The sequence below is a fragment of the Clostridia bacterium genome (assembly GCA_035628995.1).
GTDB lineage: Bacteria > Bacillota > Clostridia > Lutisporales > Lutisporaceae > BRH-c25.
On the sequence record DASPIR010000002.1, the window covers coordinates 34,515 to 59,470 of the forward strand.

The 24,956-nt window shown below is 41.3% G+C and carries 18 protein-coding genes and 1 other annotated feature (1 of these 19 only partly in view); of the genes, 16 read left to right on the plus strand and 2 right to left on the minus strand.

Annotated features, from left to right (window positions below; genetic code table 11):
- Nucleotides 1–49: a binding site (T-box leader), on the plus strand (it extends 201 nt beyond the left edge of the window).
- Nucleotides 50–94: 45 nt separating this feature from the next.
- The 11 genes from metG (at nt 95) to VEB00_00430 (ending at nt 13,822) form a co-directional block, all read left to right on the plus strand.
- Nucleotides 95–2,059: a methionine--tRNA ligase gene (gene metG, locus VEB00_00380; protein HYF81471.1), complete on the plus strand. Its 1,965-nt coding sequence runs from the start codon at nt 95–97 to the stop codon at nt 2,057–2,059.
- 18 nt (nt 2,060–2,077) lie between these two features.
- On the plus strand, nt 2,078–2,845 hold the full coding sequence (locus VEB00_00385) for a TatD family hydrolase (protein HYF81472.1): 768 nt from the start codon (nt 2,078–2,080) through the stop codon (nt 2,843–2,845).
- Between the two features lie 335 nt (nt 2,846–3,180).
- A complete protein-coding gene (locus VEB00_00390) occupies nt 3,181–3,759 on the plus strand; it encodes a TatD family nuclease-associated radical SAM protein (protein HYF81473.1) in 579 nt (192 codons plus the stop codon).
- A 407-nt stretch (nt 3,760–4,166) separates the two neighbouring features.
- Nucleotides 4,167–5,204 (plus strand): 3D domain-containing protein, encoded by a 1,038-nt coding sequence (locus VEB00_00395; GenBank protein HYF81474.1) that lies wholly within the window; start codon nt 4,167–4,169, stop codon nt 5,202–5,204.
- A 181-nt stretch (nt 5,205–5,385) separates the two neighbouring features.
- Entirely contained in the window at nt 5,386–5,940 is a 555-nt protein-coding gene (gene rnmV, locus VEB00_00400) for a ribonuclease M5 (protein HYF81475.1), read from the plus strand.
- A 19-nt stretch (nt 5,941–5,959) separates the two neighbouring features.
- A complete protein-coding gene (gene rsmA / locus VEB00_00405) occupies nt 5,960–6,814 on the plus strand; it encodes a 16S rRNA (adenine(1518)-N(6)/adenine(1519)-N(6))-dimethyltransferase RsmA (protein ID HYF81476.1) in 855 nt (284 codons plus the stop codon).
- A gap of 86 nt (nt 6,815–6,900) precedes the next feature.
- Nucleotides 6,901–8,448: a hypothetical protein gene (locus tag VEB00_00410; GenBank protein ID HYF81477.1), complete on the plus strand. Its 1,548-nt coding sequence runs from the start codon at nt 6,901–6,903 to the stop codon at nt 8,446–8,448.
- A gap of 151 nt (nt 8,449–8,599) precedes the next feature.
- Nucleotides 8,600–9,715 carry a rod shape-determining protein RodA gene (gene rodA / locus VEB00_00415; GenBank protein ID HYF81478.1) on the plus strand — a complete coding sequence of 372 codons (1,116 nt, stop codon included), beginning with the start codon at nt 8,600–8,602 and terminating at the stop codon, nt 9,713–9,715.
- Between the two features lie 235 nt (nt 9,716–9,950).
- Entirely contained in the window at nt 9,951–11,195 is a 1,245-nt protein-coding gene (locus VEB00_00420) for an argininosuccinate synthase (protein HYF81479.1), read from the plus strand.
- Nucleotides 11,195–12,601, plus strand: coding sequence for an argininosuccinate lyase (gene argH, locus VEB00_00425; GenBank protein HYF81480.1), 1,407 nt, complete (start codon nt 11,195–11,197; stop codon nt 12,599–12,601). Before VEB00_00420 ends, argH begins: the two co-directional genes overlap by 1 nt.
- A gap of 240 nt (nt 12,602–12,841) precedes the next feature.
- Nucleotides 12,842–13,822 carry a hypothetical protein gene (locus VEB00_00430; protein ID HYF81481.1) on the plus strand — a complete coding sequence of 327 codons (981 nt, stop codon included), beginning with the start codon at nt 12,842–12,844 and terminating at the stop codon, nt 13,820–13,822.
- Nucleotides 13,823–13,864: 42 nt separating this feature from the next.
- Here the strand turns inward: VEB00_00430 and VEB00_00435 are convergent, their stop codons facing one another.
- Entirely contained in the window at nt 13,865–14,236 is a 372-nt protein-coding gene (locus tag VEB00_00435) for a zinc-ribbon domain-containing protein (GenBank protein HYF81482.1), read from the minus strand.
- A gap of 273 nt (nt 14,237–14,509) precedes the next feature.
- Here VEB00_00435 and VEB00_00440 point away from each other — a divergent pair, with 273 nt between their 5' ends.
- The 5 genes from VEB00_00440 (at nt 14,510) to VEB00_00460 (ending at nt 23,996) form a co-directional block, all read left to right on the plus strand.
- Entirely contained in the window at nt 14,510–16,153 is a 1,644-nt protein-coding gene (locus VEB00_00440; GenBank protein ID HYF81483.1) for a Na/Pi cotransporter family protein, read from the plus strand.
- 168 nt (nt 16,154–16,321) lie between these two features.
- Nucleotides 16,322–18,688, plus strand: coding sequence for a M1 family aminopeptidase (locus VEB00_00445; GenBank protein HYF81484.1), 2,367 nt, complete (start codon nt 16,322–16,324; stop codon nt 18,686–18,688).
- A gap of 133 nt (nt 18,689–18,821) precedes the next feature.
- On the plus strand, nt 18,822–20,444 hold the full coding sequence (locus VEB00_00450) for an alkaline phosphatase (GenBank protein HYF81485.1): 1,623 nt from the start codon (nt 18,822–18,824) through the stop codon (nt 20,442–20,444).
- Between the two features lie 262 nt (nt 20,445–20,706).
- On the plus strand, nt 20,707–21,387 hold the full coding sequence (locus VEB00_00455; protein ID HYF81486.1) for a Crp/Fnr family transcriptional regulator: 681 nt from the start codon (nt 20,707–20,709) through the stop codon (nt 21,385–21,387).
- A 125-nt stretch (nt 21,388–21,512) separates the two neighbouring features.
- Entirely contained in the window at nt 21,513–23,996 is a 2,484-nt protein-coding gene (locus VEB00_00460) for a phosphodiester glycosidase family protein (protein ID HYF81487.1), read from the plus strand.
- Nucleotides 23,997–24,260: 264 nt separating this feature from the next.
- Here the strand turns inward: VEB00_00460 and trmB are convergent, their stop codons facing one another.
- A complete protein-coding gene (trmB, locus tag VEB00_00465; GenBank protein ID HYF81488.1) occupies nt 24,261–24,920 on the minus strand; it encodes a tRNA (guanosine(46)-N7)-methyltransferase TrmB in 660 nt (219 codons plus the stop codon).
- Nucleotides 24,921–24,956 lie beyond the last annotated feature (36 nt).

Below are 24,956 nucleotides of genomic sequence, written 5' to 3' on the forward strand. Positions count from 1 at the left end.
AAGGCAGGAAAGAATTAGGGTGGTAACACGAACAGCTTTCGTCCCTTCAGGGGGCGGGAGCTTTTTTATTTTTGAATAATGAGGAGGAATAAAAATGAGTGGTAAAAAGTTTTATATGACTACAGCAATAGCATATACCTCGCGAGTACCTCATATAGGAAATACCTACGAGGCGGTTCTGGCAGACTCGATAGCAAGGTTTAAAAGAATGACGGGACATGATGTATATTTCCTGACCGGCACAGATGAACACGGTCAGAAAATTCAGGAGCAGGCGGAGGCTGATGGCTTGAAGCCTCAGGAGCATGTTGACAGGATAGCTGGAGAAATAAGAAGAATATGGGACTTCATGAATGTAAGCTATGACCAGTTCATAAGGACAACAGACAAGCAGCACGAAGAGACAGTTCAAAAGATATTCAAGAAGCTTTATGAGCAGGGGGACATATACAAGAGCTCCTATGAAGGACTGTACTGCACTCCATGTGAGTCCTTTTACACCGAGTCCCAGCTGGTGGAAGGGAAGTGCCCTGACTGCGGAAGGGAAGTGGCACATGCCAGCGAGGAAGCATACTTTTTCAAACTGTCCAAGTATCAGAGCAGACTGATGAAGCACATAGAAGAAAACCCGAACTTCATATGGCCTGAATCCAGAAAAAATGAGATGATAAACAACTTCTTAAAGCCCGGCCTCCAGGACCTGTGTGTGTCCAGAACCTCCTTCAACTGGGGTGTGCCTGTAAGCTTTGATGATAAGCATGTTATATATGTATGGATAGATGCGTTGTCAAACTATATTACAGCTTTGGGATATAATCCGGAAGGAGAAAGCGGAGAGCTCTTCAACAAATACTGGCCAGCTGATCTGCACCTGATAGGAAAGGATATTGTCAGATTCCATACCATATATTGGCCGATAATACTCATGGCTCTTGGTGTTGAGCTGCCAAAGCAAGTTTATGGCCATCCGTGGCTTTTGATGGGCAAAGACAAAATGTCAAAATCAAAGGGTAACGTAATATACGCGGAGGAGCTTGTAAAGTTGTTTGGAGTGGATGCGGTAAGATATTACCTGTTGAAGGAAATGCCCTTTGGACAGGATGGAAACATCACTTATGAGCACATGATTGCCAAAATGAACACCGATTTGGCAAATAACCTGGGCAATCTTGTAAATCGTACTGTTGCAATGGTAAGCAAGTATTTTGAAGGTAAGATAGCTGAGCCCACCGATAAGGAAGCAATAGATGACGAGCTTATAGACCTGGCTCTTGTGACTCCTGGCAGAGTTGAAGCAAGAATGAATGAGTACAGGACAGCTGATGCGCTTGATGAGGTTATGACCTTGCTCAAGAGGAGCAACAAATATATAGACGAGACCCAGCCTTGGGTGCTTGCAAAGGAAGAAAGCAAGAAAGGCAGACTCGCAGCGGTATTGTATAATTTACTCGAGAGCATCAGGATAGCTTCTGTGCTGTTGTATCCATTTATTCCTGATACCGCATTGGAGATTCAAAGGCAGATAAATGCACAGAAAACTGATTGGGCATCTTTAAAGGCTTTTGGCGGAACTATTGTCGGAACTGCTGTGAATGAAGCGAAACCTTTATTCGCTAGAATAGATGAAGAAAAGAAGCTGGCAGAGATCAGCGCTATAAAAGAAGCGGAAGAGCAGAAGGCAGAGACGGTTGAGGAAGAGAAGAAAGCGGTGTCCGCAGAGGTGCCGCAAGAGGATAAGTATATAACTATAGATGACTTTGCGAAAATTGACTTGAGGGTTGCCAAGGTGCTGGAGTGCGAGAAGGTCGAGGGCTCCGACAAGCTCTTGAAGCTGCAGCTTGAGGTTGGCGGCGAGAAGCGCCAGGTGGTTTCCGGCATTGCGAAATATTATGCGCCTGAAGCTTTGGTCGGCAAGTATGTGGTTTTGGTGGCTAACCTCAAACCGGTGAAGCTCCGTGGAGTGGAATCCAATGGAATGATATTGGCTGCCTCTAATGATGAGGCTCTTACAGTTCTCACTCCTCTCACAGAGATAAAATCAGGCTCACAAGTAAGCTAGAAAGAAGTGGTGTAGAATATGCTTTTTGATACACATGCCCATTTGGATGACGACAAGTTTGATGAGGACAGGGATGAGGTTGTAAGCCAGTGCACTGAAGCTGGTGTGGACTTGATTCTTAACGCTGGCAGTAATATTCAGACCTCCGTAAAGTCCATTGCTTTGGCGGAGAAATATAAGTTCATTTATGCAGCTGTGGGGGTTCACCCCCACGATGCATCGGATATGGATGAGGAAACCGCAGGAGTGCTGGCTGCCCTTGCAGAGAACAAGAAAGTCAGGGCTATTGGGGAAATCGGTCTAGACTATCACTATGACCTGTCGCCCAGGGATGTGCAGAAACGTCGTTTTATTGAGCAGATAGACCTGGCGAGGCAGCTTAAGCTTCCGGTGATTGTGCATGACAGGGAGTCTCATGGAGATGTTATGGATATATTTAAGAAAACCCGCATCAAAGAGGTGGGCGGAGTGCTGCACAGCTTTTCGGGAAGTGCTGAGATGGTCTTGGAGTGTCTTAAGCTGGGACTGTACATTTCCATTAGCGGCTCCGTTACATTCAATAACGCAAGAAAGACTGTTGAAGCAGTTAAGGAAGTTCCGCTTGACATGCTTCTCATTGAGACAGATAGCCCATATCTTACGCCTGTTCCCAACAGAGGCAAGAGGAATTATCCGGGCTATGTGAGGCTGGTGGCAGAGAAGATAGCAGAGATAAAGGGTATAACCTTTGAAGAAGTGGCGCAGAAGACCAGGTCAAATGGGAAGCGCCTATTCGGAATAGAATAGTTACTTGTAACACTGAAAACACTGAAATCCACTGAACACACGGTTTAAAAAGAGAAATTATATCGTGCACTTCAGTGAAGCATCAGTGTTTTTGTGTTATATGAAACTTTCCGTAATCTAGCAACCCAGTATCCTTAACGAGCATTACCGAATGATACTGAAAGTGTTACCCGTCCCCCGCTTGTAAAACCATTCCTCTTATAGTAAAATTATCATATCTAGCAAATTATGAAGCTTTTCTATAGAAATATTTGTAATATTTTGCCTATGTCCTTCATATACTTTTCATTGAAGCTATTTTCAAAAAACAAAAGAATTCTTCTGGGGGTAATACGATGATTACTTATGAAATCAAGGATGCCCTTTATATAAATCTGACCAACAGGTGTGCAAACAGCTGCTCTTTTTGTGTTAGAAACCAGCCTGAGGGTATAGGCGTTGACCTTTGGCTTCGCAAGGAGCCGAGCCTTGAGGAAATCCTTGGAGACATAAAAAACCCAGAGAATTATAGTGAAATTGTGTTTTGCGGTTATGGAGAACCACTTGAGCGGCTTATGGAAGTAATTGAGATATGCAAGGAGCTTAAGAAAAAAGGAGTCAGGATAAGGATTAATACTAACGGCCAAGCAAATCTGATATGGAAGAGAAATGTTGTGCCTGAGCTTAAGGGGCTGGTGGATTCCGTATCTATAAGCTTAAATGCAAAGAACGCAGAGGACTATGTGAAGCTTTGCAGACCGGAATATGGTGAGGAAGCATATAAGGCTGTATTGGAGTTTGCAAAGGAATGTGTAAAATATATACCTGAGGTTTGGCTCACAGTTGTTGATGTGATTTCTGCTCATGACATAGAATTGTGCAGGAGTATAGTATGTAGTATGGGAGCACAGTTTAGGGTGAGGCACTACTGTTGAAAAACTTCATGGCTATATAGGTTGCATTAAAGCTGGTTCAGGGAAGAATTAGGCAACCTATGAAATCAAGGAACATGATTTTGCAATATTGAAATCGTAATGTAAAATGTTTATTGCAAAACATGTAGTCCATATAAAAAGAATAAAATATTTTAATCTGGCAATGATATAAATATGAAAGCCAAAATTTCCCGATTTGTCAAAGGTTCGGGGAAAATACAAATATTCTTTACGAACCAAAAATTTGACAATAAAACCAAATAACGATAAAATTAATCTACCTGTCTATTTAGATTTATTGTTATATAATACCATTAAATCTAGATAGTATAGGCTGATGAGCTAGACGTATGAGGGCGAATTGGCGCTGAATACGTTTGGCAAACGTAAAAAAAGGAGGTTGAACGATGAAAATAAACTTGAAGAATTTCAAGAGTTTATTTTCGGTCAAGCTTATTGCTGTCGCTGCATTATGCTTGATACTCGCTACATCTTATGTCTACAGTGCGATGAAGAAAGATATTACCATTGAAGATATTGACGGAGTAAAAGCAGTAAGTACCTTTAAGAATACTGTTGAAGATGTGCTAGAAGAAAATAGTGTAGGTATCAAACCCCATGATAAGGTAAGCCTGGAAATGGCAGAAAAGCTCAAGGATGGAATGAGTATAAAAATATCCAGAGCCAGAGAGGTTACCATTAACTCGGATGGGAAGGACGTAGTCATATGGACTACTGCTCCTGATGTAAAGAGTGCTCTTGGGGAGGTTCAAATCCAGCTTGGCGAGAAAGATAAGGTGTTGCCTGGTCTGGATACAGTAATCAAAGGAAATACAAAAGTTGATGTAATAAGAGTAGAAGAAAAAGTTGTAAAGCAAGAAATGAAAATGGATTTTACCAATCAAGTAAGTAAAAGCGACAAACTTGACACGGGCTTAGTGAAAGTAGTTAAAAAAGGAAGCCCAGGCCTAAAGGAACTGGCTATAAAGGTTATTTTTGAAAATGGCAGGGAAGTAAAAAGAGAAATCGCTGCTGAAAAGATACTCAAAGAGCCTATAAATGGCATCATAGAGGAAGGGACTAGAACTACCTTCGTATCTTCGAGAGGTCAGGTCACCAGATTTGTGAGAGCGCTCACAATGACTGCAACAGCTTATGATGCAACCTTTGAGAGCTGTGGCAAGCATCCTGACGACCCGAATTATGGCATAACCTATTCGGGGTTAAGGGTAAAGCCTGGTATAGTTGCAGTAGATCCCAAGGTTATTCCACTTGGAACATATCTTTATGTCGAAGGGTATGGGGAAGCCCTGGCGGCTGATAAAGGCGGGGCTATAAAAGGCAATAGGATTGATTTATACTACGAATCGCCAAAAGATGTAGCGAGATATGGCAAGAGGGCAGTCAAGGTATACATACTTGATAAGCCCAGATACAGATTCTAAAGCTTATCCACAGGGTGACCCCTGTGGATAAATTATTGTATAGGAAAGTATAACTTTCCTATACAATAATTTATCTTGATTTAACTGCCCGTGCCAGAATTTCCTCATTACATTCGGAAAAGGCACATGGGCTTCAAATGCGGCATACGCCGCCTTTGTTATTGTCTAGGGAGGATGTTTTATGTTGAAGGAAACAATTGTGGTAGAGGGCAAGAATGATGCTGCCGCAGTAAGACGCGCAGTAGCTGCGGATATAATAATAACAAGCGGCTTTGGAATAAACAAAGGCATACTGGATAGGATAAAGACTGCCCAAGAGAAGAATGGTGTGATTGTGCTTACAGATCCTGATTTTATGGGGGAAAAAATACGAAAAATTATTTCTGACAGGGTCAAGGGAGTCAGACATGCCTTCGTACCCAAAGAAGAGGCTCAAGCAGAAGGAGACATTGGGGTGGAGAATGCAGCACCGGAAAGCATATTAAGAGCGCTGTCCATGGCAAAATGCGAGCAGGAGGAGGTTCAAATCACCTTTTCGGGGATTGACCTGATATATTACGGTCTTTCGGGCAATGACAATGCTGCGGGACTCAGGAATAGTCTGGGCTCTGCCTTGGGGATAGGCTACGCAAATTCAAAGCAGTTTCTTAACCGGCTGAACAAATATGGTATAAGCCGGGATGAGCTTGAGATGGCATTGGGAAAGATAATGTATGAAATAGATAATAAAAAGTAACTTAAAAAGGATGATGGGCATGAAGGAAAACTCAATAACAACGTCAACACGTGACCTGATAAAAAAGTACGATTTTAAAATAGCAAAGAAATTCGGACAGAACTTCCTGGTGGATGAAAGTATTTTAAAATCAATTATAGACTGCTCAGAGCTTTCCAAGGATGACTGCGTTCTCGAAATAGGCCCTGGACTGGGAGTCATGACGCAAGTGCTGTGTGAGAAAGCTGGCAAAGTATTGGCCGTAGAGATAGACAGAGAGCTGATACCGATACTTAAGGTTTCGTTGTTCGGCATTGATAACGTAAAAGTAATCAATGAGGACATACTAAAACTGGATCTAAAATCTGTATTGGAGGAAAATTTCGGGGATTCCCCTGTCAAAGTAGTGGCAAATCTACCTTATTACATTACAACTCCAATAATTATGAGGCTGCTTGAAGAGAAAATTAACTTCAAGAGCATCACTGTCATGGTTCAGAAGGAAGTGGGAGAACGGCTTGCAGCGAATCCGGGAGGTAAGGATTACGGCGCTCTTACCGTTGCAGTGCAATACCGCTGCATACCTAACAAAATCCTGGTAGTACCGCCGGAATCATTTATACCGAAGCCCGAGGTTGATTCTATGGTTATAAGGCTGGATTCCAGGGATAAGCCTCCGGTTGATTTGAAAGATGAAAAAATGTATTTCAGAGTAGTAAAGGCATCCTTTGGCCAACGGAGAAAAACCCTTCTGAATGCTTTGTCCGCAGGAAATCTAGGGAAGACCAAGGACGAGCTCAAAGAATTACTCGAAAGAAACGGCATTGATGAAAAAAGGCGTGGAGAGACTCTGTCCCTTGAGGAATTTGCTAGAATCGCCAATGATATAATATAAGCCTAAAACAGTTCAAAAAAATATGTTCACTTTTGCCCCCTCGATACATATATTAGTAATGACTATGTATCAAAGGGGGTTATTTTGTGGCATCAAATAATGAGTATAAAAGATACTTTATCATACTTCAAGAAGATGACAAAGGATATGAATTGTCACCTGGAAAGATACCGACCGGTTATGTCAAAATTGAAGTAAAAAACAGCAAAGTAAGACTCAATGCATTTATTCAAAATGTAAAAATCGAAGACAGGATCGAGTACAGGTTGATTTTGGTATCATCGGGTAAAAAACAAGCAATAGATGTAGGAAAAATCCTAATTGACAGCAGTGGAAGAGGGGAACTTTCCTATGAACTTGAATCGGACAATGTTTTAAAAAGCGGCCTTAACATTGGGGATTTCACCGTAGCAGCTGTGACTGCAGGGGCGACTGTGCCTCTTTCGGGCTATACCGGAAGGGATAAGCTGGAATGGAAGGGCAGATACGAGGTAGTGAACAGGCAGAAGACTCATGAAGCACCTAGAATAGACAAAAAAATAAAGATTGAAGAAATTGTACCGGAAATCCCGGCACCGATAATCCCGGTACAGCCTGTTTTGAAGCCTGAGATGCCTCCCATAAAAGAGGCAGTGATGAAGCCAGAACCTAATATTGAGGCAGTGATGAAGCCAGAACCTAATATTGAGGCAGTGATGAAGCCAGAACCTAATATTGAGGCAGTGATGAAGCCAGAACCCAATATTGAGGCAGTGATGAAGCCAGAACCTAATATTGAGGCAGTGATGAAGCCAGAACCTAATATTGAGGCAGTGATGAAGCCGGAACCTAATATTGAGGCAGTGATGAAGCCGGAACCTAATATTGAGGCAGTGATGATGCCGGAACCTAATATTGAGGCTATGCCGATTCCAAAACCTAATATTGAGGCTGTGACGAAGCCGGAACCCGAACCGCCTGTAATGGAGCACATGCATGTACATGAAACCAAGGTAGAAGTTGAAATAGTAATGCCAAAATGTCCTCCAATGGCTCCGATTGAAGAGCCTTACGAATTTGAAGAAGAAAAAATTGAATGCGAAGATATTAGCCAATATTACTGTGATGAGGATGACAGTGCCGATAGCGATGATAGTGATGATGATGAACGGCCCAAACACCATCACGAGGAGTATCATCATGAGCGGGCTGTATCTCCATATTACAGCGGAGGAATGTACAGCAAGATGAAAAAGGTCCTGAGAAGACTTAGAAGGTATGAGCCCTTTGAAGAGGAGAGAGGCTTCAGCTGGTTTAAGGTCGGGGATGACATATATGAGATAAACAATGTTGCAATACCGTATATGGGCTACATGGTACCAATGGGATATCCATTCATGGCTGAAGGCTGCAGTATGATGATGGATAGAAAAGACTATATACTTGGTGTGAAATATGACGGCAGGGAAGATGACGATGATGATAGGAGAATAAGATATCTTCTATTTGGAGTACCGGCGCTATATAGCAAGAAGAATGAGCAGTATTACAAATCCAAAGGGTTTATGGAGTTCAAACCACACAAATCAAAGGGGCACGGATACTTTATCATGTGCTTGGATATTAGGAACGGCATGATGTGCCATATTGACTAATTTGACACATGCGTAAAGGGCTGTTTCAGGCTAATCGAGTTAGCTTGAAACAGCTTTTTGTTTTGTAGCAAAATTTTCTATAAAAAATTCTTTGATTATATGATAGAATTAAGATAACATAAAAAAGATGAAACGGAAGAGGATTGATTTTGTGAAAATAGATAATCTATTAGACAGGAAACTGCTTAAGAATATAGATATAGGAATAATTATATCCACAATGCTGCTTATAATATACGGCATAATCGCAATTTCCAGCGCTACACATATAACAAGCGGGGGATCTGTTGGGACTCTTAAGATACAAATAATCGCTTTTATTCTAGGTATAATAGGAGTACTTGTGATTTTGCTCATAGATTATAAAAGCTTTGGGGATAATTATATACTTATTTATGGAACTAATATATTTCTTCTGGTACTGGTTTTGGTTATTGGATTTTCCACTAAGGGCACAAGAGGCTGGATTGACTTTGGACCGGTAAACCTGCAACCCTCGGAGATTGTTAAGCTGGGATATATTCTGACCTTTGCCAAATACTTGGAAAAAAAGAAGGACAATCTGGATAGAATAGTTGATGTGCTTCCTGCAATAATGCACTTGGGCTTGATAATAGGTTTGATACTGCTGCAGCCGGACTTTGGAACGGCCTTGGTATTTATTTTCATATCGATATTCATGCTGTATGCAGCAGGCATTAACCACAAGATAGTAGCTGGAGCATTCGGAGCATTTTTAATAAGTCTTCCGGTAATGTGGAGGCTTCTGAAATCATATCAGAAGGACAGGATTCTTGTATTCTTCAACCCAGAGCTAGATCCTATGGGCGCGGGATATCATGTAATACAGTCAGAAACAGCCATAGGTTCTGGAAAATTTCTGGGCAAGGGAATTTTTCATGGTACTCAGAACAATTTAGGCTTCATACCTGAGAGACATACGGATTTTATTTTCTCGGTTATAGGCGAAGAACTTGGACTGGTCGGGGCTTTAGCCGTATTGCTGCTCTTTGCATGGCTTCTGCTAAGGTGCATACACATAGCCAAGGTGTCCAAGGATGATTATGGAATGCTCATTTGTGTAGGTATTACGGCAATGTTTCTCTTTCACATACTCGAAAATATAGGAATGACTATAGGACTTATGCCTGTAACCGGTATTCCTTTACCCTTCATAAGCTATGGGGGCAGCTCACTGCTGACGAATATGGCTGCGGTGGGCTTGGTGCTTAATGTAGGTATGAGAAGACAGGTAATAAGATTCTAAAAATTGTATAAATAGAGGTTTAAAAGACTCTGGAATGTATATTCTGGAGTCTTTTTATGTATATTAATGCATGTCTGCAATAATGAACATACTTTCGAAAATGAGCAAATTGGCTAATAGAGTGCTACATAATGCATAAAAATAAAAAAATATTTATAAAATGCAATTAATACTTGCATAAATATACAAATATAATTATAATTATAATAAATTTACTATGCTGGAGGTTAATAATATGGATTCGAATAAGAAAAAGGTTGTTCTCGCATATTCTGGAGGGCTGGATACTTCGATAATCATTCCTTGGCTGAAAGAGAACTACGATGTGGAAGTTATAGCCTGCTGTGTTGACGTAGGTCAGGGGGATGAATTGGAACCGGTAAAGCATAAAGCTTTGAGCACCGGAGCTTCAAAGGTTTATGTGATTGATGCCAGAAAAGAATTTGCTGAAGATTATATCATGCCCACAATAAAGGCGGGAGCGGTATATGAGGGAAAATATCTTCTGGGAACAGCGATGGCACGACCGCTTATTGCCAAAAAGCTGGTGGAGGTTGCCGAGAAGGAAGGAGCAAAGTACATTGCTCATGGATGTACCGGTAAGGGAAATGACCAAGTACGTTTCGAACTTACTATTAAGGCACTGAACCCCGATATTAAGGTTATTGCACCTTGGCGTGAATGGAATATAAAATCCAGAGAAGAAGCGATTGATTATGCTGCAGAAAGAGGAATACCTGTACCTGTATCCAAGGAGCGTCCTTACAGCATGGATAGGAATCTATGGCATCTGAGCCATGAGGGAGCAGATCTAGAAGATACCTGGAACCCTCACCCTACTGATATCTATCAGCTTACTACAGCACCTGAGAATGCCCCAGACAAACCAGAGCATGTTGAAATAGAATTTGAAAAGGGTGTCCCTGTAAAGTTAAACGGAATCATATCTGATGCAATGACAATGCTTGAGAAGCTGAATGAAATAGGGGGCGGAAATGGTGTCGGTCTGATTGACATGGTTGAAAACAGACTTGTAGGAATGAAGTCAAGAGGTGTGTATGAAACGCCGGGAGGTACCATACTTCATACTGCTCATAAAGAACTGGAGTATATAACCCTCGACAAGCAGACTATGCGATTCAAACAGATGGTTTCTGACAAATATGCGGAACTTGTATATGATGGATTATGGCATACGCCGTTGAAAGAAGCATTGGATGCTTTTGTTGAGCATACCCAGCAGCATGTTACCGGCACGGTTGCATTGAAGCTCTATAAGGGCTCCTGTATAATTTCAGGGATGGATTCAATATACTCTCTCTACAATAAGGATTTTGCAACCTTTGGAGAAAATGTAGACTGTATTTATAATCAAAAGGACGCTGAAGGCTTCATAAATTTATTCGGTCTGCCTATTGAGGTTATGGCGCTTATGAAAAGGAAGCTGGCCAAGCAGCAGGAGGAAAGGAAGATAGTTTAATGAAGCTGTGGGGAGGAAGATTCAGTAAAGACACTGCGAAGATGACCGAGGATTTCAATGCTTCGATTTCTGTTGATTCCAGGCTATATATCCAGGACATTGAGGGAAGCAAGGCTCATGCCCTGATGCTTGGAAAGTGTGGAATTATTTGCACTGAGGAGGCATCGGATATAGTAAGCGCCCTGGAAGAAATAAAGCTGGAGCTTGAATCAAACTGCAGCACCCTTACTATTGATTCGGAAGATATACATATGAACATAGAAAAGCTGCTTATCGAAAAAATAGGTGAGACGGGTAAAAAACTTCACACTGCCAGAAGCAGGAATGATCAGGTGGCTCTTGATATGAGAATGTATCTTAAGGAAGAGACCCGAATAATACTGGAGCAGCTCATGACTCTGGAGACTTTGCTTCTTAATAAAGCAGAGGAAAACATAAACACAATAATGCCGGGTTATACTCACATGCAAAAGGCGCAGCCCGTTACCCTGGGACATCACTTCATGGCTTATTTTGAAATGTTCATGCGTGATATGGATAGGTTTGCGGACTGTATGAAAAGGATGGATGTAATGCCGTTGGGAAGCTGCGCGCTTGCAGGGACCACATATCCCATAGACAGGGAACTGGTTGCGTCAATTCTGAAGTTCTCGGCAATATCCAGAAACTCCATAGATGCTGTATCTGACAGGGACTTTGTCATAGAGTTCATCAGCTGCTGCAGCTTTGCAATGATGCACCTTGGGCGATTCTGCGAGGAGCTGGTAATATGGAGCACTGGAGAATTTGGATATATTGAAATGGATGATGGTTACAGTACGGGCAGCAGCATTATGCCGCAGAAAAAGAACCCTGATATTGCGGAGCTCATAAGGGGAAAAACAGGCAGGGTGTATGGGGACCTTATATGCATGCTGACTGTAATGAAGGGGCTTCCGCTATCTTACAACAAGGATATGCAGGAGGATAAGGAAGCCGTATTTGATGCAGGGGACACCCTGAAGTCTTGCATTTCTGTATTTGTTCCCATGCTTGATACTATGACTGTAAACAAAGATAGAATTAATAGCAATCTTAAAGGGGGGTTCCTGAATGCCACCGATCTGGCCGACTATCTGGTGCAAAAAGGGCTGCCTTTTAGAAGTGCCCATGAAATAACTGGAAGGATAGTGAGCTTCTGCATTGCACGGGATAAAGAGCTTGAAGAACTGACCTTGGAGGAGTTTAGAAGCTTTGCGCCTTGTATACAACAGGAAATATACAGATTTATTGAGCTCGGTGCGTGCCTGTCAAGAAGGAATACCACAGGAGGACCTTCCGCGCAGCAGATTAATGGGGCTGTAGAGCAAGGCAGAAAGCTCGTTGAGGACTTCTTTGGAAATGTTAATAAAAAATACTTTGAATAAAGATGCATAAAATTATTAAAATGACATAATTACTTTTTAAGGTATATTCTTGTGTGGACGCGCCATGTAGGAATAATCCAATGCAAACCTTATTTTTTTTCAATCGGTACTTGCATAAATATGCTAACAATATTATAATTATAATTATCGAAGCGAGATTAAAAGTGCTGTTTTATTGATTATATATTGATGTTTTGAAAAAATCTAATTTCAAATTCACCAATAGAAGGGGAGATATTTATGATTTGGGTTGGAATTGTAGGGGCAAAGGGGTATGTCGGGGAGGCTCTTGCAAGACTTGTCGCAGGACACCAGTCAGCTCAGGTAAGTACAGTGGCGGATCTGCAGGAGTTTGGTGACGAAAGTGCGTACATGTGCGGCAGCACAGAAGCAAGACCGGGATACTGGAGCATAATGAATGCAGTTAAGAAGTCAGACATAATATTTAATGGATTAACAGGCAAAGTTGCAGAGGATGTGTACTCTAAAGCGCTGTCTTGCGGGAAGAGAGTAATCGACATCAGTGAAAGGCGCTATATTGGAGGCAGCCTGGAAGGAAGCAGCAGTGCATATCCTGGCTCAGTTTATGGACTCTCAAAGCTTTACAAGGATAAGATGAAGGGTGCATCTATAGTAGCTAATCCAAGCAGCTATTGCACTGGTGCCATTTTGGCGCTTGCACCTCTTGCAGTTAATAAAATGGTTGATATGAATTCGGTAGCCATTGAATCAAAATCAGGGATTACAAGTATTAGAAGAAGTGATAAGCTTACTGAGACTGGTATGATAACTAACAGCGGAGTAAAAACCTATAAAGTAGAGTGCAAGGACTATGCGGAAGAAGTGAATGGGCAAATGCTCACTTTGTTTGGGAAAAGAACTTCTGCAGCATATACATCACATATAATTCCGGGAATCAAAGGGATTACAACTACTATAAATGTCAACCCTCAGAATGGCATATATGGCAGTGATATTTTAGATATATACAAAGAGTTCTATAAGTGCAATCCTTTTGTCGAGGTATGCGATAAAGGGATGATGCCGGAAATGAAGAAGGGTTTTAACAGATATTTCTGCAAGATCGGGGCTTCTGTAGATGCTGAATCCGGCAGAATAACTGTTACAACTGTGCTCGATGATGCTTTAAGAGGAGTAGCCAGCCAGGCTATTCAGTCAATGAACCTTATGTGTGGTCTTGATGGGGAAACCGGATTATAGCAGTAAAAAAAAGTCACGTTTTTTGCGTGACTTTTAATTTTGTTAATCTTCTTTCTTTTCCAGCTTTTCGCCGCAGTTCGGACAGTAGTTCACTTCTGCATCAACAACTGTATTGCAGGTTTTGCAGATCTTGTTGCCCTTCAGTAGAAGAATACGTTCTTTAATAGCTTTAATATTCTCTTCTATTTGCTTAACTTCATTGCATTTGCTGTCATAAAAGTCTCCGATGGGTTTTCCGTTTGTATAACTTCTATATAACTCACTACCTATTTCATAAAACATTCTTTTGATTTTGTCTTCTTCGCTGCCAATAGTCAGATTGAGCTTTGTTATCTCGACTATATCCTCGGATTTTTTTGTTACTGACTTTGCTGTCTCAGTTATTTTTTTGCCGATATCATTTAACAAATCCATATCTCTCCCTCCCATACTTTTACTTTATTATACTATAGTAATAGCACACATAAAACATTGAATGATTTTATAACGAATAGGAAAGTATAAATTTCCTTAATGTACACTTTCCGTAAATGAGTTTCATAAAAGGCTTCCTTAATTGTTAAAAAAACTTCAATAAAAGTCTTTTTTATATTTTCTTACCATTGATGTACTACTAATAAACAGATATACTTAAAAGTGGGATATTGTGGTATTTAAATTAATGGGGGTGTTTTTTTGGGGTTGCACATGATTGTGGCATTGTTTGCAGGGCTTGGACTATTCTTGTACGGTATGAAGGTAATGTCCGATGCCTTGCAGAAGTCTGCGGGAGACAGACTTAAGAAGCTTCTGGAGATATTGACAACGAATAAGTTTCTAGGAGTAATTGTAGGTGCAGTAATAACAGGCATCATACAGAGCAGCAGTGCGACAACTGTAATGGTTGTAGGTCTTGTTAATGCCGGCATAATGAACCTTTCACAGGCTGTAGGGGTTATTATGGGGGCAAACATAGGAACTACGATGACAGCGCAAATAATTGCCTTTAACTTTAAGGATATAGTCCCATATTCTATCATTATAGGGGTATTGCTTGTATTATTTCCTAATAAAAAATCTTATAAGCAGATGGGTGAATTAGTTGTAGGTTTCGGTATATTGTTTATGGGCATGTACATGATGAGTGATGCAATGAAGCCATTAAAGGATATTCCGGCTTTTACCGCGTTTATGATGAGCCTTCAGCATAATCCTTTGCTTGGCGTATTTGCAGGACTTGCGCTTACCTCAATAGTACAAAGCAGCAGTGCCACAATAGGAATATTGCAGGCATTAGCTATGCAGGGGCTTATTCCGATTGAGGCTGCATTGCCTATACTTTTTGGAGATAATATTGGGACATGTGTTACAGCTCTAATTGCAAGCATAGGAACAAGCATAACAGCCAGAAGAGCAGCTATGATTCACTTAACCTTCAATATAATTGGAACCACAATCTTTATGATTATTCTAAAGCCAGTTACTATGCTGGTGCTAATTACAGCATCAGAGCCTGCAAGACAAATAGCCAATGCTCATACCCTCTTTAATATTACCAATACTATCATACAGCTGCCTTTTGCAGCGCTGCTCATAGCATTTGTAAACAAAATCATACCTGGCGAAGATGTGTATGATAAATTCGCATTGAAATTTCTTGACAAGAGGATACTTGAAACTCCTTCAATAGCTGTAGGTCAAATTGTTAAGGAAGTTGTGAGAATGGGTGATATTGCAAGGTGCAATGTACAGAAAAGCATAGAAGCTATAATAAATGGCGATGAGAAGCTTATAGATGAAATATATAATAATGAAAAGGTTATTAATGAATTGGAAAAGCGTATAGGTGAATATCTGCAGGCAGTATCCAATCTGGCAATAGGCGAGGAACAGCTGAAAAAGGTGGGGATGCTTTTTAGCACCATACATGATGTAGAGAGAATGGGAGACCATGCAGAAAACTTGGCTGAGATAGCTCAATATAAGTTAAGCAACAAGGTTATCTTCTCCAGCCGTGCAGTTGAAGAATTGAGGGTTGTTTATGAAAATGTTGATTATGCAATGGATAATGCATTCTTGGCTTTAAGCACCGAAGATACTGCTTATGTAGATTTGGTAGATTCGTATGAGCGAAAGGTTGATGAGCTTAGGGATACATTTAAGGAAAGCCACATAAAGAGGCTCAACAAGAGTGAATGCAATATCAATGCAGGAGTGCTGTTCTTGGATATATTGACTAATCTTGAAAGGGTCAGCGACCATAGTGTAAATGTTGCGGATGTTGTAAGGATTGTTGATAATGCCAGCTTAAAGCTTGATAGGAAGATTGATATAGCACCGGAAAAATGTTAAGGGCTTATTAACATAACAAACATCCGAAATAGACTGCCTATGTAGGCAGTCTATTTTGGATGTTTAGAAGTTGAGTAGTAATAATTCTAAATTTTGGATATAATTTGAATAACACAGAGTTTGCAAGAATATTAAATTCTTATAGATGTGCAGAAACGAGGGATTAGATTGTTTAAAAGATATTTCATTCCTGTACTTAAAGTATTTGGTTTTATTGTGGTTTATATGGTTGCACTCGGCATAATACTAGGCTTGTTTTTTTTCTCTGCTGGTCAGTTTGCAGGACAGGAGCTATCGGAGCTTTTGGTTGGGGCATTAAGCCTTTCTATGGCTTTGCTTGTTACTTACCTGTATCTGAAGCTGGACAAGAGAAGCTTTAGGGACATAGGCGCCTGGTTCCATACCAATTGGCACAAAAAGCTTATAAAAGGCAGTATTTTGGGTATAGGCGCCATAATGGTAATTTTTGCAGCCATGCTGATATCGGGACTGGCAGAGATAAGAGGCTTGACGGTAAATGATCCAGCAGCGATAATTATGAAGCTGGCTGTAGGAATATTGTTGTACCTTACGGCAGTGGCATATGCAGAGGAGTTATTGACAAGGGGATATATTTATCACTTCTTGAAAACAAGGTTTACAATAGCGGGTTCTGTGCTGATAACATCCTTGTTTTTTTCACTTATGCACATATTCAATCCAAATGTTACTCCTCTTGCATTGTTCAATATATTCATTGCAGGTATAGTGCTGAATCTTCTGGTACTGCGGGACGGGGATATATGGTCTGCTGTCGGGTTCCACTTCGGATGGAATTACACTATGGGAATGATATTCGCATCACCGGTCAGTGGTGGTACGGAAGAGGGGATTATCAAGATTTCCTTTAAGGGATATGAGCTTCTGACAGGCGGTGCCTTCGGGGTAGAAGGCGGTATAATATGTACTGTTGCACTGACATTACTATCCGCATACCTGCTATATCGTAATGATAGGAAAGAAAACTTGCTCCAAGGCCTTAAGCTTTGGAAGAATAGCACCTTAATAGGGTTGATGGTAATAGGAGCCTTGGTTTACATTACCTTTGACATTCTGCTGTGGATGTCCAAGCCATTGCCCTCTGACAGTATTGATATCAATGGGATTTCCCGCTATCCTAATGTGCATGATTATATAATGAAGCTGGAGCTTGATACATGGGACAAAACAGTGACAGGGAAGCAGGCTGTCAGCTTTATAAACAATGAGGATGTTCCTATGAGTGAAGCTTATTTTCACATTTATCCCAATGCATTTAAGAACATAGGCGGTTCAATAGTTATAAAAGCAATTAAGATAAACGGAAGTGATGCACAGTACAAAATAGAAGGGCAGGATTCTACACTCCTTTATATCCCATTCCCTGTGGCTCTTGAGCCTGGTAAAAGGAATCAAATATTCATGGAATATGAAATCAGCATCCCAAAAGAGGAAGGAGAGGGCTTCGGAGATAGATTCGGCTATGGCAGCAATACATATAATCTAGGCAATTTCTTTCCTATTGCTGCTGTGTATGAGAATGGAGGCTGGGATAAGCATCCTTATGATGAAAAAGGAGACGCCTTCTATAGTGAAACAAGTAACTTTGATGTGGAAATAACTGCACCGAAGGAGCAAGTAATTGCGACCAGCGGTTATATTGAGGGGCAGCAAGCCTCAGGCAGCAGGCAGGTGCTCAAGATAAAAGCTTATTCGGTAAGGGACTTTGCTTTTGTATCCAGCGATATGTTCAAGGTGGAGGAAGCAATGGTAAATGGTACCCTGATAAGATCCTACGCCGCAAGCAGCAAAAAAGCAAAAAAAGTCTTGGAGTTCAGTGCCGATGCAATAAGGATTTTCAACAGAACGTACGGAAAGTATCCGTATCCTACGTGCAGTGTTGTGCAGTCAGACATTGGAGGGGGCATGGAGTACCCCAATCTGGTGATGATAGAATCCAACGAATATGGGAATGTCACTTTCAGCAATCTGCTTGCTTCATATTATTTTGGGAAGCCCAAGGGTTCTCTGGAATTTGTAGTTGTGCATGAGCTGGCGCACCAATGGTGGTATGGAATTGTAGGAAATGACGAGTACAGAGAGGCATGGATAGATGAGCCCCTTACACAATATGCAACTCTGGAATACTTTAGGCAAAGGTATGGGCAGAAAGAGTTCGATAGGCTGTATAATAGATACATTAAGCTCGGGGTTAATATGTTCCTGCTGTCAGGCGCCGGTGAAGAAAAGCCGCTCAACCGCTCACTTGATCAGTTTCCCCATGACGATTACTACGTCCTTATATACAATAAGGGCACTATGATGTACAAGGATTTGAATGATCAGCTGGGAGAGGAGAAGTTCGACAAGCTGCTCCAGACACTTTTTGAAAAATTCAAGTTCAAAGTGATATCGGGAGAAGAATTCATAAAACTCACCTCGGAAATAGCAGATAAAGATATGAGCGGATTCTACAGGAACTGGCTGGAGACTAATTATGTCGGGGATGAGCTATAATTCGGCAAGCATGTCATAATATGGGCAAAACAGTAAAACGAAATAGTAATTGTAAAAGTTGACACTATATGGAAACCCAATTATCATAGAATTAGATGCTTAAGCATCTAATTTATTACAGGGGGTATGAATAGTGTTGAAAAAAGCTAAGAAAATCCTATGTGCAGCACTAGTGCTATGCATGATACTGAGCATGTTTATAGGAGTATCAGCAGAGCCTGAAAAGACATCCAAAGTAAAGAATGTAATTCTATTTATCACTGATGGCACCAGCCTCACTCATGTTACTGCAGCAAGGTGGTATCAGGGAGGTCAAGCCCTTGCACTGGATGAAACCTTGTGCGGTCTTGTCAGAACATATGGATCTGATTCATTGATTACTGACTCTGCACCAGCAGCAACTGCCATGGCGACGGGTTTTAAATCTCATACAGGCTTCATATCTGTATTACCAGATGTCTCAAACATGCCTCTTCTTGATCCAGTAGCTCCGGGGGATGCAAGAAAGCCGGTAGCAACGGTGCTTGAAGGTGCAAGACTGGAAGGAAAGGCAACTGGTCTTGTCACAACCTGTGAGATTATGCATGCCACACCTGCAGCTTTTTCATCTCATGATGAAAGCAGGAAGGACTACGATGATATTGGTGAACAGCAGGTATATCAAGAGATGGAAGTAGTTTTAAGCGGCGGCAGCAAGTTTATGACAGCTGAGGTTAGGAAGGACAAGGAAGATATGGTTGCAGCACTTAAAGGTATGGGATACAGCTACATAACAACAAAAGACGAAATGGAAGCTCAGAAATCCGGCAAGGTATGGGGACTTTTTGCAGAGGCAGATATAGCATATGACTTTGACAGGGATGCTTTGAAGGTTCCAAGCCTTTCGGAAATGACAGGAAAGGCTATTGACCTGCTTTCAGAGGATAAGGACGGATTCTTCCTTATGGTTGAAGGAAGCAAGGTTGACTGGGCATCCCATGCCAATGAGCCAGTAGGAGTAATAAGTGAAGTGCTCTCATTTGACAAGGCTGTTAAGGTAGCCCTTGATTTTGCCAAAGAGAATAAGGATACACTTGTCATAATAACAGCAGACCATGGCAACGGCGGGATGAGCATCGGAAGTGCAGCTACCAACAAGGGTTATGATGAAACACCCTACGCTGCAGTGTTTGACCCTCTCAAGAAAGCTAAGCTGACAGAAGTAGGGGCAGAAAAGATGCTTGATGCAGATAAAACCAATATAGTTGAAGTTGCTCAGAAATATTTGGGGATAGATGACCTAACCGAGGAAGAAATAGCAGCAATAAAGGCAGCTAAAGTTCCGGCGGAAGCTTTCGGATTAGCTATGAGCAAGCGTTCCAAAATAGGATGGACCACCACAGGCCATGAAGGTGAGGATGTAATACTTGGTATTTACACCCCTGACAACAAGGAGAGACTTACAGGCTTAGTACAGAATACTGATTTGGCTGGCTATATGGCAGCGTCTATGGGATTTGATATGGAGGAATTAAATAAGGCTCTTATAGTAAACGCAGCAAAGGCTTTTGAAGCCAAGGGAGCGAAGGTCGTACTCAATAAGGATCTGGCGCCGAATCTGGAGCTGACAGTTACAAAGGGCAATGATAAGCTGATATTCTATGTAAACAAGAATGTTGTATTGCACAATGGTGTTATTAAGAAGATGCCGGGGGTTGCAATACATAATGGGATTGACTTCTATGTTCCGCAATATGGTATAGATATTATAAAATAATCCAGAGGTATAGACATAAAGCCGACCTTGCTGAATGTGGGGTCGGCTTTAATTTTTGTGAGTATATGTGAAACTTTAAGTCAAGAATTTTCGTCTAAAGGACAGGAATACATTGGGGGTAGTGGAATATCTGTAAATTCTAAGGATATTATTTACTGATTTTAAACAAAATGTAATATTACATATCGGTTACTTTGCTGAAAGTGAAAGCATAGTTTGGTAAAATAGACATATATATGTTTCGCGGGGATAGGGGGGGCCAATGGATAAGTACGATTACCTTAGACAAATCAGCATATTCTCTGAGCTTAAGGAGGAGTTCCTGGAAAAGATCCATAATATATCATCACCCCGTAAATATGGCAAGGGCAGGATAATAATTATGGAGGGGGAACCGGGAGAGGCCTTCTTCTATGTAAAGTCCGGTCTCATTAAGATATCGAAGCTTTCAAGCGATGGACGCGAGCACATACTTCACATACTTAATGAGGGCCACATTTTCGCAGAGGTGACACTATTCAGCAAGACAGTATATCCGGCTACTGCAGAGGTCCTTGAGGAAGCAGAGATAGGCATGATCAAGAACGAGGAGCTGGAAAAGGTCCTGATGCAAAACCCTGAGCTGGCTTTGCAGCTAATAAAGTATCTCAATAAAAGGTTGGTAGAGGCTCATATGAAGATTAGAAACCTTGCACTCTACGATACATATGGAAGGACAGCCCAAGCGCTGTTAAAGCTTGCCGAGGACTATGGCAAGAAAAGCAGCAAAGGCATTGAGCTTGACCTTAATATATCAAGGCAAGAGCTCGCCAATATCGTAGGTACTACAAGGGAAACGGTTATAAGGGCACTAACGACTTTCAAGAAAGAGCATTCCATAGATATCGACAAGAACACTATTACAATAACTGACTTAGAAAAGGTCAAGGAATGGTTTAGGTAATGAAAATAGAAAGGAGAGCTGGTAAAACAAACTCAATAACAATCAAGGAAACATTTACGCGGAATTTGAATAAAAATTTAAGATGTTTTTCGCGAAATATCTAACCAGTGAATGAGGTAGAAATTATGAGAAGAATGAATGTGAAGGACAAGGTTTTTACAAAGTTTTTAGCATTACTGATTATAGCTTCCATGGTATTTCCGGGAGCAGTTTACTCACAGGGAGCAGTCAAACTGATAGAAAATGGGCAGAACATAGGCCCAGGTACATATTACAGAAACATGAACTACATCACACCCAACGGCAAATTCATGGTCAATATGGTAGAGTGCAGGTTAGATGCCGAGTATCTCAAGATAGAGGCCATGGACGGGGGAGACACTATAGTCAACAAGCCCGTGACATATCAGGCTTTGCAGAAATCTGACAAGGATAGAAGAGTTATAAGTGCTGTTAATGGCGACTTCTTTGATATGACTTTAATAAAAGGCCTTACCTACGGCACCAGTATAATAAAAGGCGAAATTAAGACAGCGATTAAGACTTCCACAGTACTAGGGATTACTGATAAGGGGGACTGCTTTATAGATACCCTGAGCATGGAAGGTGCTGTTGCATATAAGGATGTACAGGTTCCGATAACTGCAGTGAACAGATTGCGATGGGTGGATCAGGCCCTGCTTTACACTCCATCCTTTGGTAAGACAACGCTGAATACAACAACCGGAACTGATATTGTAGTAAGAGGCGTAGAGCTGCCTCTGAAAGCCAACAAGGTTTACTCGGGAGTTATAGAAAAAATAGTGCCAAACACTAAGAATACTGAAATACCTGTAGATGGAGTAGTTATTTCACTGCATGGCAAAGCCTTGGAGCCACTGGCGGGGGCCGTTGCAGGGGAGGGAATAAGCTTCTATGTAAATCTGGACAAACAGAATTTGGATTATGCAGTGGCAGGCTCCCCTAGACTTCTTGAAGATGGGCTTCTCTCTACAGAATTAGAAACAAGGAAGGATGCGCAGCAAAGGAATCCACGAACAGCAGTAGGCATAAAGGACAATAAGCTTTATATGGTAACAGTTGATGGGAGGCAGCCTGGATACAGCGATGGTATGAATCTGTACGAAATGGCGGAATTCCTCCTGGGCCAGGGTGTAAAAGATGCAATAAACCTTGATGGCGGCGGATCAACAACTATGGCTGTCAGAAAACAAGGTGATGCTGGTGTGAAACTGGTAAACTCACCTTCCGATGGAAGGGAAAGATATGTAGGAAATTCCATACAGCTAGTATCGGAAGCACCAATATCCCAACCTTCGGTGATAAGGTTCATTGATACCAGTGTCAAGGTATTCAGGAACAGCACCTTCAAACCAAACTTTTATGTAATGGATAAGTATTATAACCTGTTGACTCCAGATATTAGCAAGGTAAAGTACGGAGCTGACGGAAAGACGGCAAAGATTGCAAAAGATGGCGCTTATACCGCTGGAAGCAAGGCGGCCAAGAGCTACATAGATGTGGTATATGGAGATGCAAAAGCTAGAATGCCTGTTGAAATTGTGGATAAAGTAGGTTCACTTGTTGTGGCAAATGAATTTGTACATCTTGATACTGGAGAAAAGGTACAGATGCAAGTCAAAGCCTTTGATGAAAATGGTGCAAGTGTAGTAATAAGCCCATCGGCTGTCAAATGGACTGTAGCCGGGGGGATAGGAACAGTGGACGCCAAAGGAATGTTCACAGCCGGTAAGAAAAACGGATCAGGCAAAATAAGTGCAGCAATAGGAACTGTTACAGGGTCAGTAGGGGCAAAAACAGGCAAGACTCCTATAATAGTAGCTGACTTCGGTACCTTGAACAATGTAGAGGCAAAATTTATAAGAAGCACTGCAGCAGTTAGTCATAATCAAAAGGATGAACCGGTTAAGTCAGGAAAGATATCCTTGAAGCTAGACTACAACTTAGAAAATACTGCAGGCACTTCAGCTGCATATGTATCCTTTAAGGAGCCGGTAAAAATCATAGGCAAGCCTATAGAGCTTGGTGCTTGGGTGTATGGTGATGGAAAAAGCCATTGGCTTAGAGGAAGCTATATTAACTCCGCGGGCGAGAAAAAAGTGCTAAACTTCACTGAGTCCGGGGGGCTGGATTGGCAAGGATGGAAGTACGTATATGCTGATATTCCGAAGGGTGAGAAGTATCCAATAGCACTTGAACAGCTGTATCTGGCTGAGACGGAACAGACTAGAAAGAATGTGGGCAGCATATATTTTGACGATGTAATGGTTGTATACAAACCTGACAAGGATTATTATGATCCAGTGATAGTATCTATACTGCCTGAAAGCACTGAAGGACTTGAGGTGCCAACTCAGGAGATAGGTGTGATTGCAGCTGACAGAGGAATAGGCATCGACCCTGAGTCCATAAAGCTTTATATAAATGATACTGTTGTAAAAGCAAAGTTTGATGCTGTTACTGGAAAGATAAGCTACATTCCCGCCGAACCGCTGACCAGCGGCGAATATAAGGTGAGAGTCACATTGAAGGATAAAGTAGGACACCAGTTGAACCCTGAATACAGCTATACCTTCAAAGCGGAGTAAAAGACTATAGGGACATAAGTGAATATAGATAAAGAATAATGCATATCGACTCGCACAGTATAATGCTTTGGACAGAACTAGAGCTTGATGCTTGTAAAACCCTAACGCACATAAACCCAACATCCTGTTGGTATGTGCTAGATTTACATCACGTAAATCTTACGGGTTTTCCTGCGCATCTTCACTCAGTTCTGTTACCCAAAGCATTATAAAGTGCTCGCTGATATGCATTACTCTTTATTAGCCACTTATGCCTCTTTTTAATTACTTCTTCACTATTGCCTCTAACCTGTTTATTTTAATCCCCTTCTTAATAAACTTCTCTTCATACTCAGTGGTAATATTCTCAGGATAATTTCCACTGAGCAGGTCATAGGTCAAGTCAAGGATTTCATAGCCGGACTCCTTGAACTCATTTACAGAGAAATCAAAAAGCTCTCTGCTGTCAGTCTTGAATTCTATTCTGCCTCCATCTTTCAGCAAGGTCTTGTACTTTTCCAGGAGAAGCCTGTGAGTAAGCCTCCTCTTAGAATGTCTTAACTTTGGCCAGGGGTCACAGAAGTTTATATAGAAGGTATTCACCTCTCCTATCTCAAAAGCATCTTCAAGATTTAATATGTTATAAGGCATCAGTATCACATTATCAAGCTCATTCTTAAGTACCTTTTCCAAGCCTGAAAGAATTATCTCGTGCCTTAGATCAATACCTATAAAATTAACATCTTTGTGAAGCAGTCCCTTGGTAGTTATGAATTTCCCCCTGCCCATTCCCAGTTCCACATGCATTGACGCATCTAGCTTATCGTCTCTTTTCTTAGCAAAATGTTCCTTCCATTTACCCTTAAAATCCTGAGGTTTAAAAACAACTATATCTTCATACTGCTTAATCGTATCAAGTGCTCTTGGATTATTTCTTATTCTCATAAATCATTTCCACCTGCCTGTTATTATTATGTACAT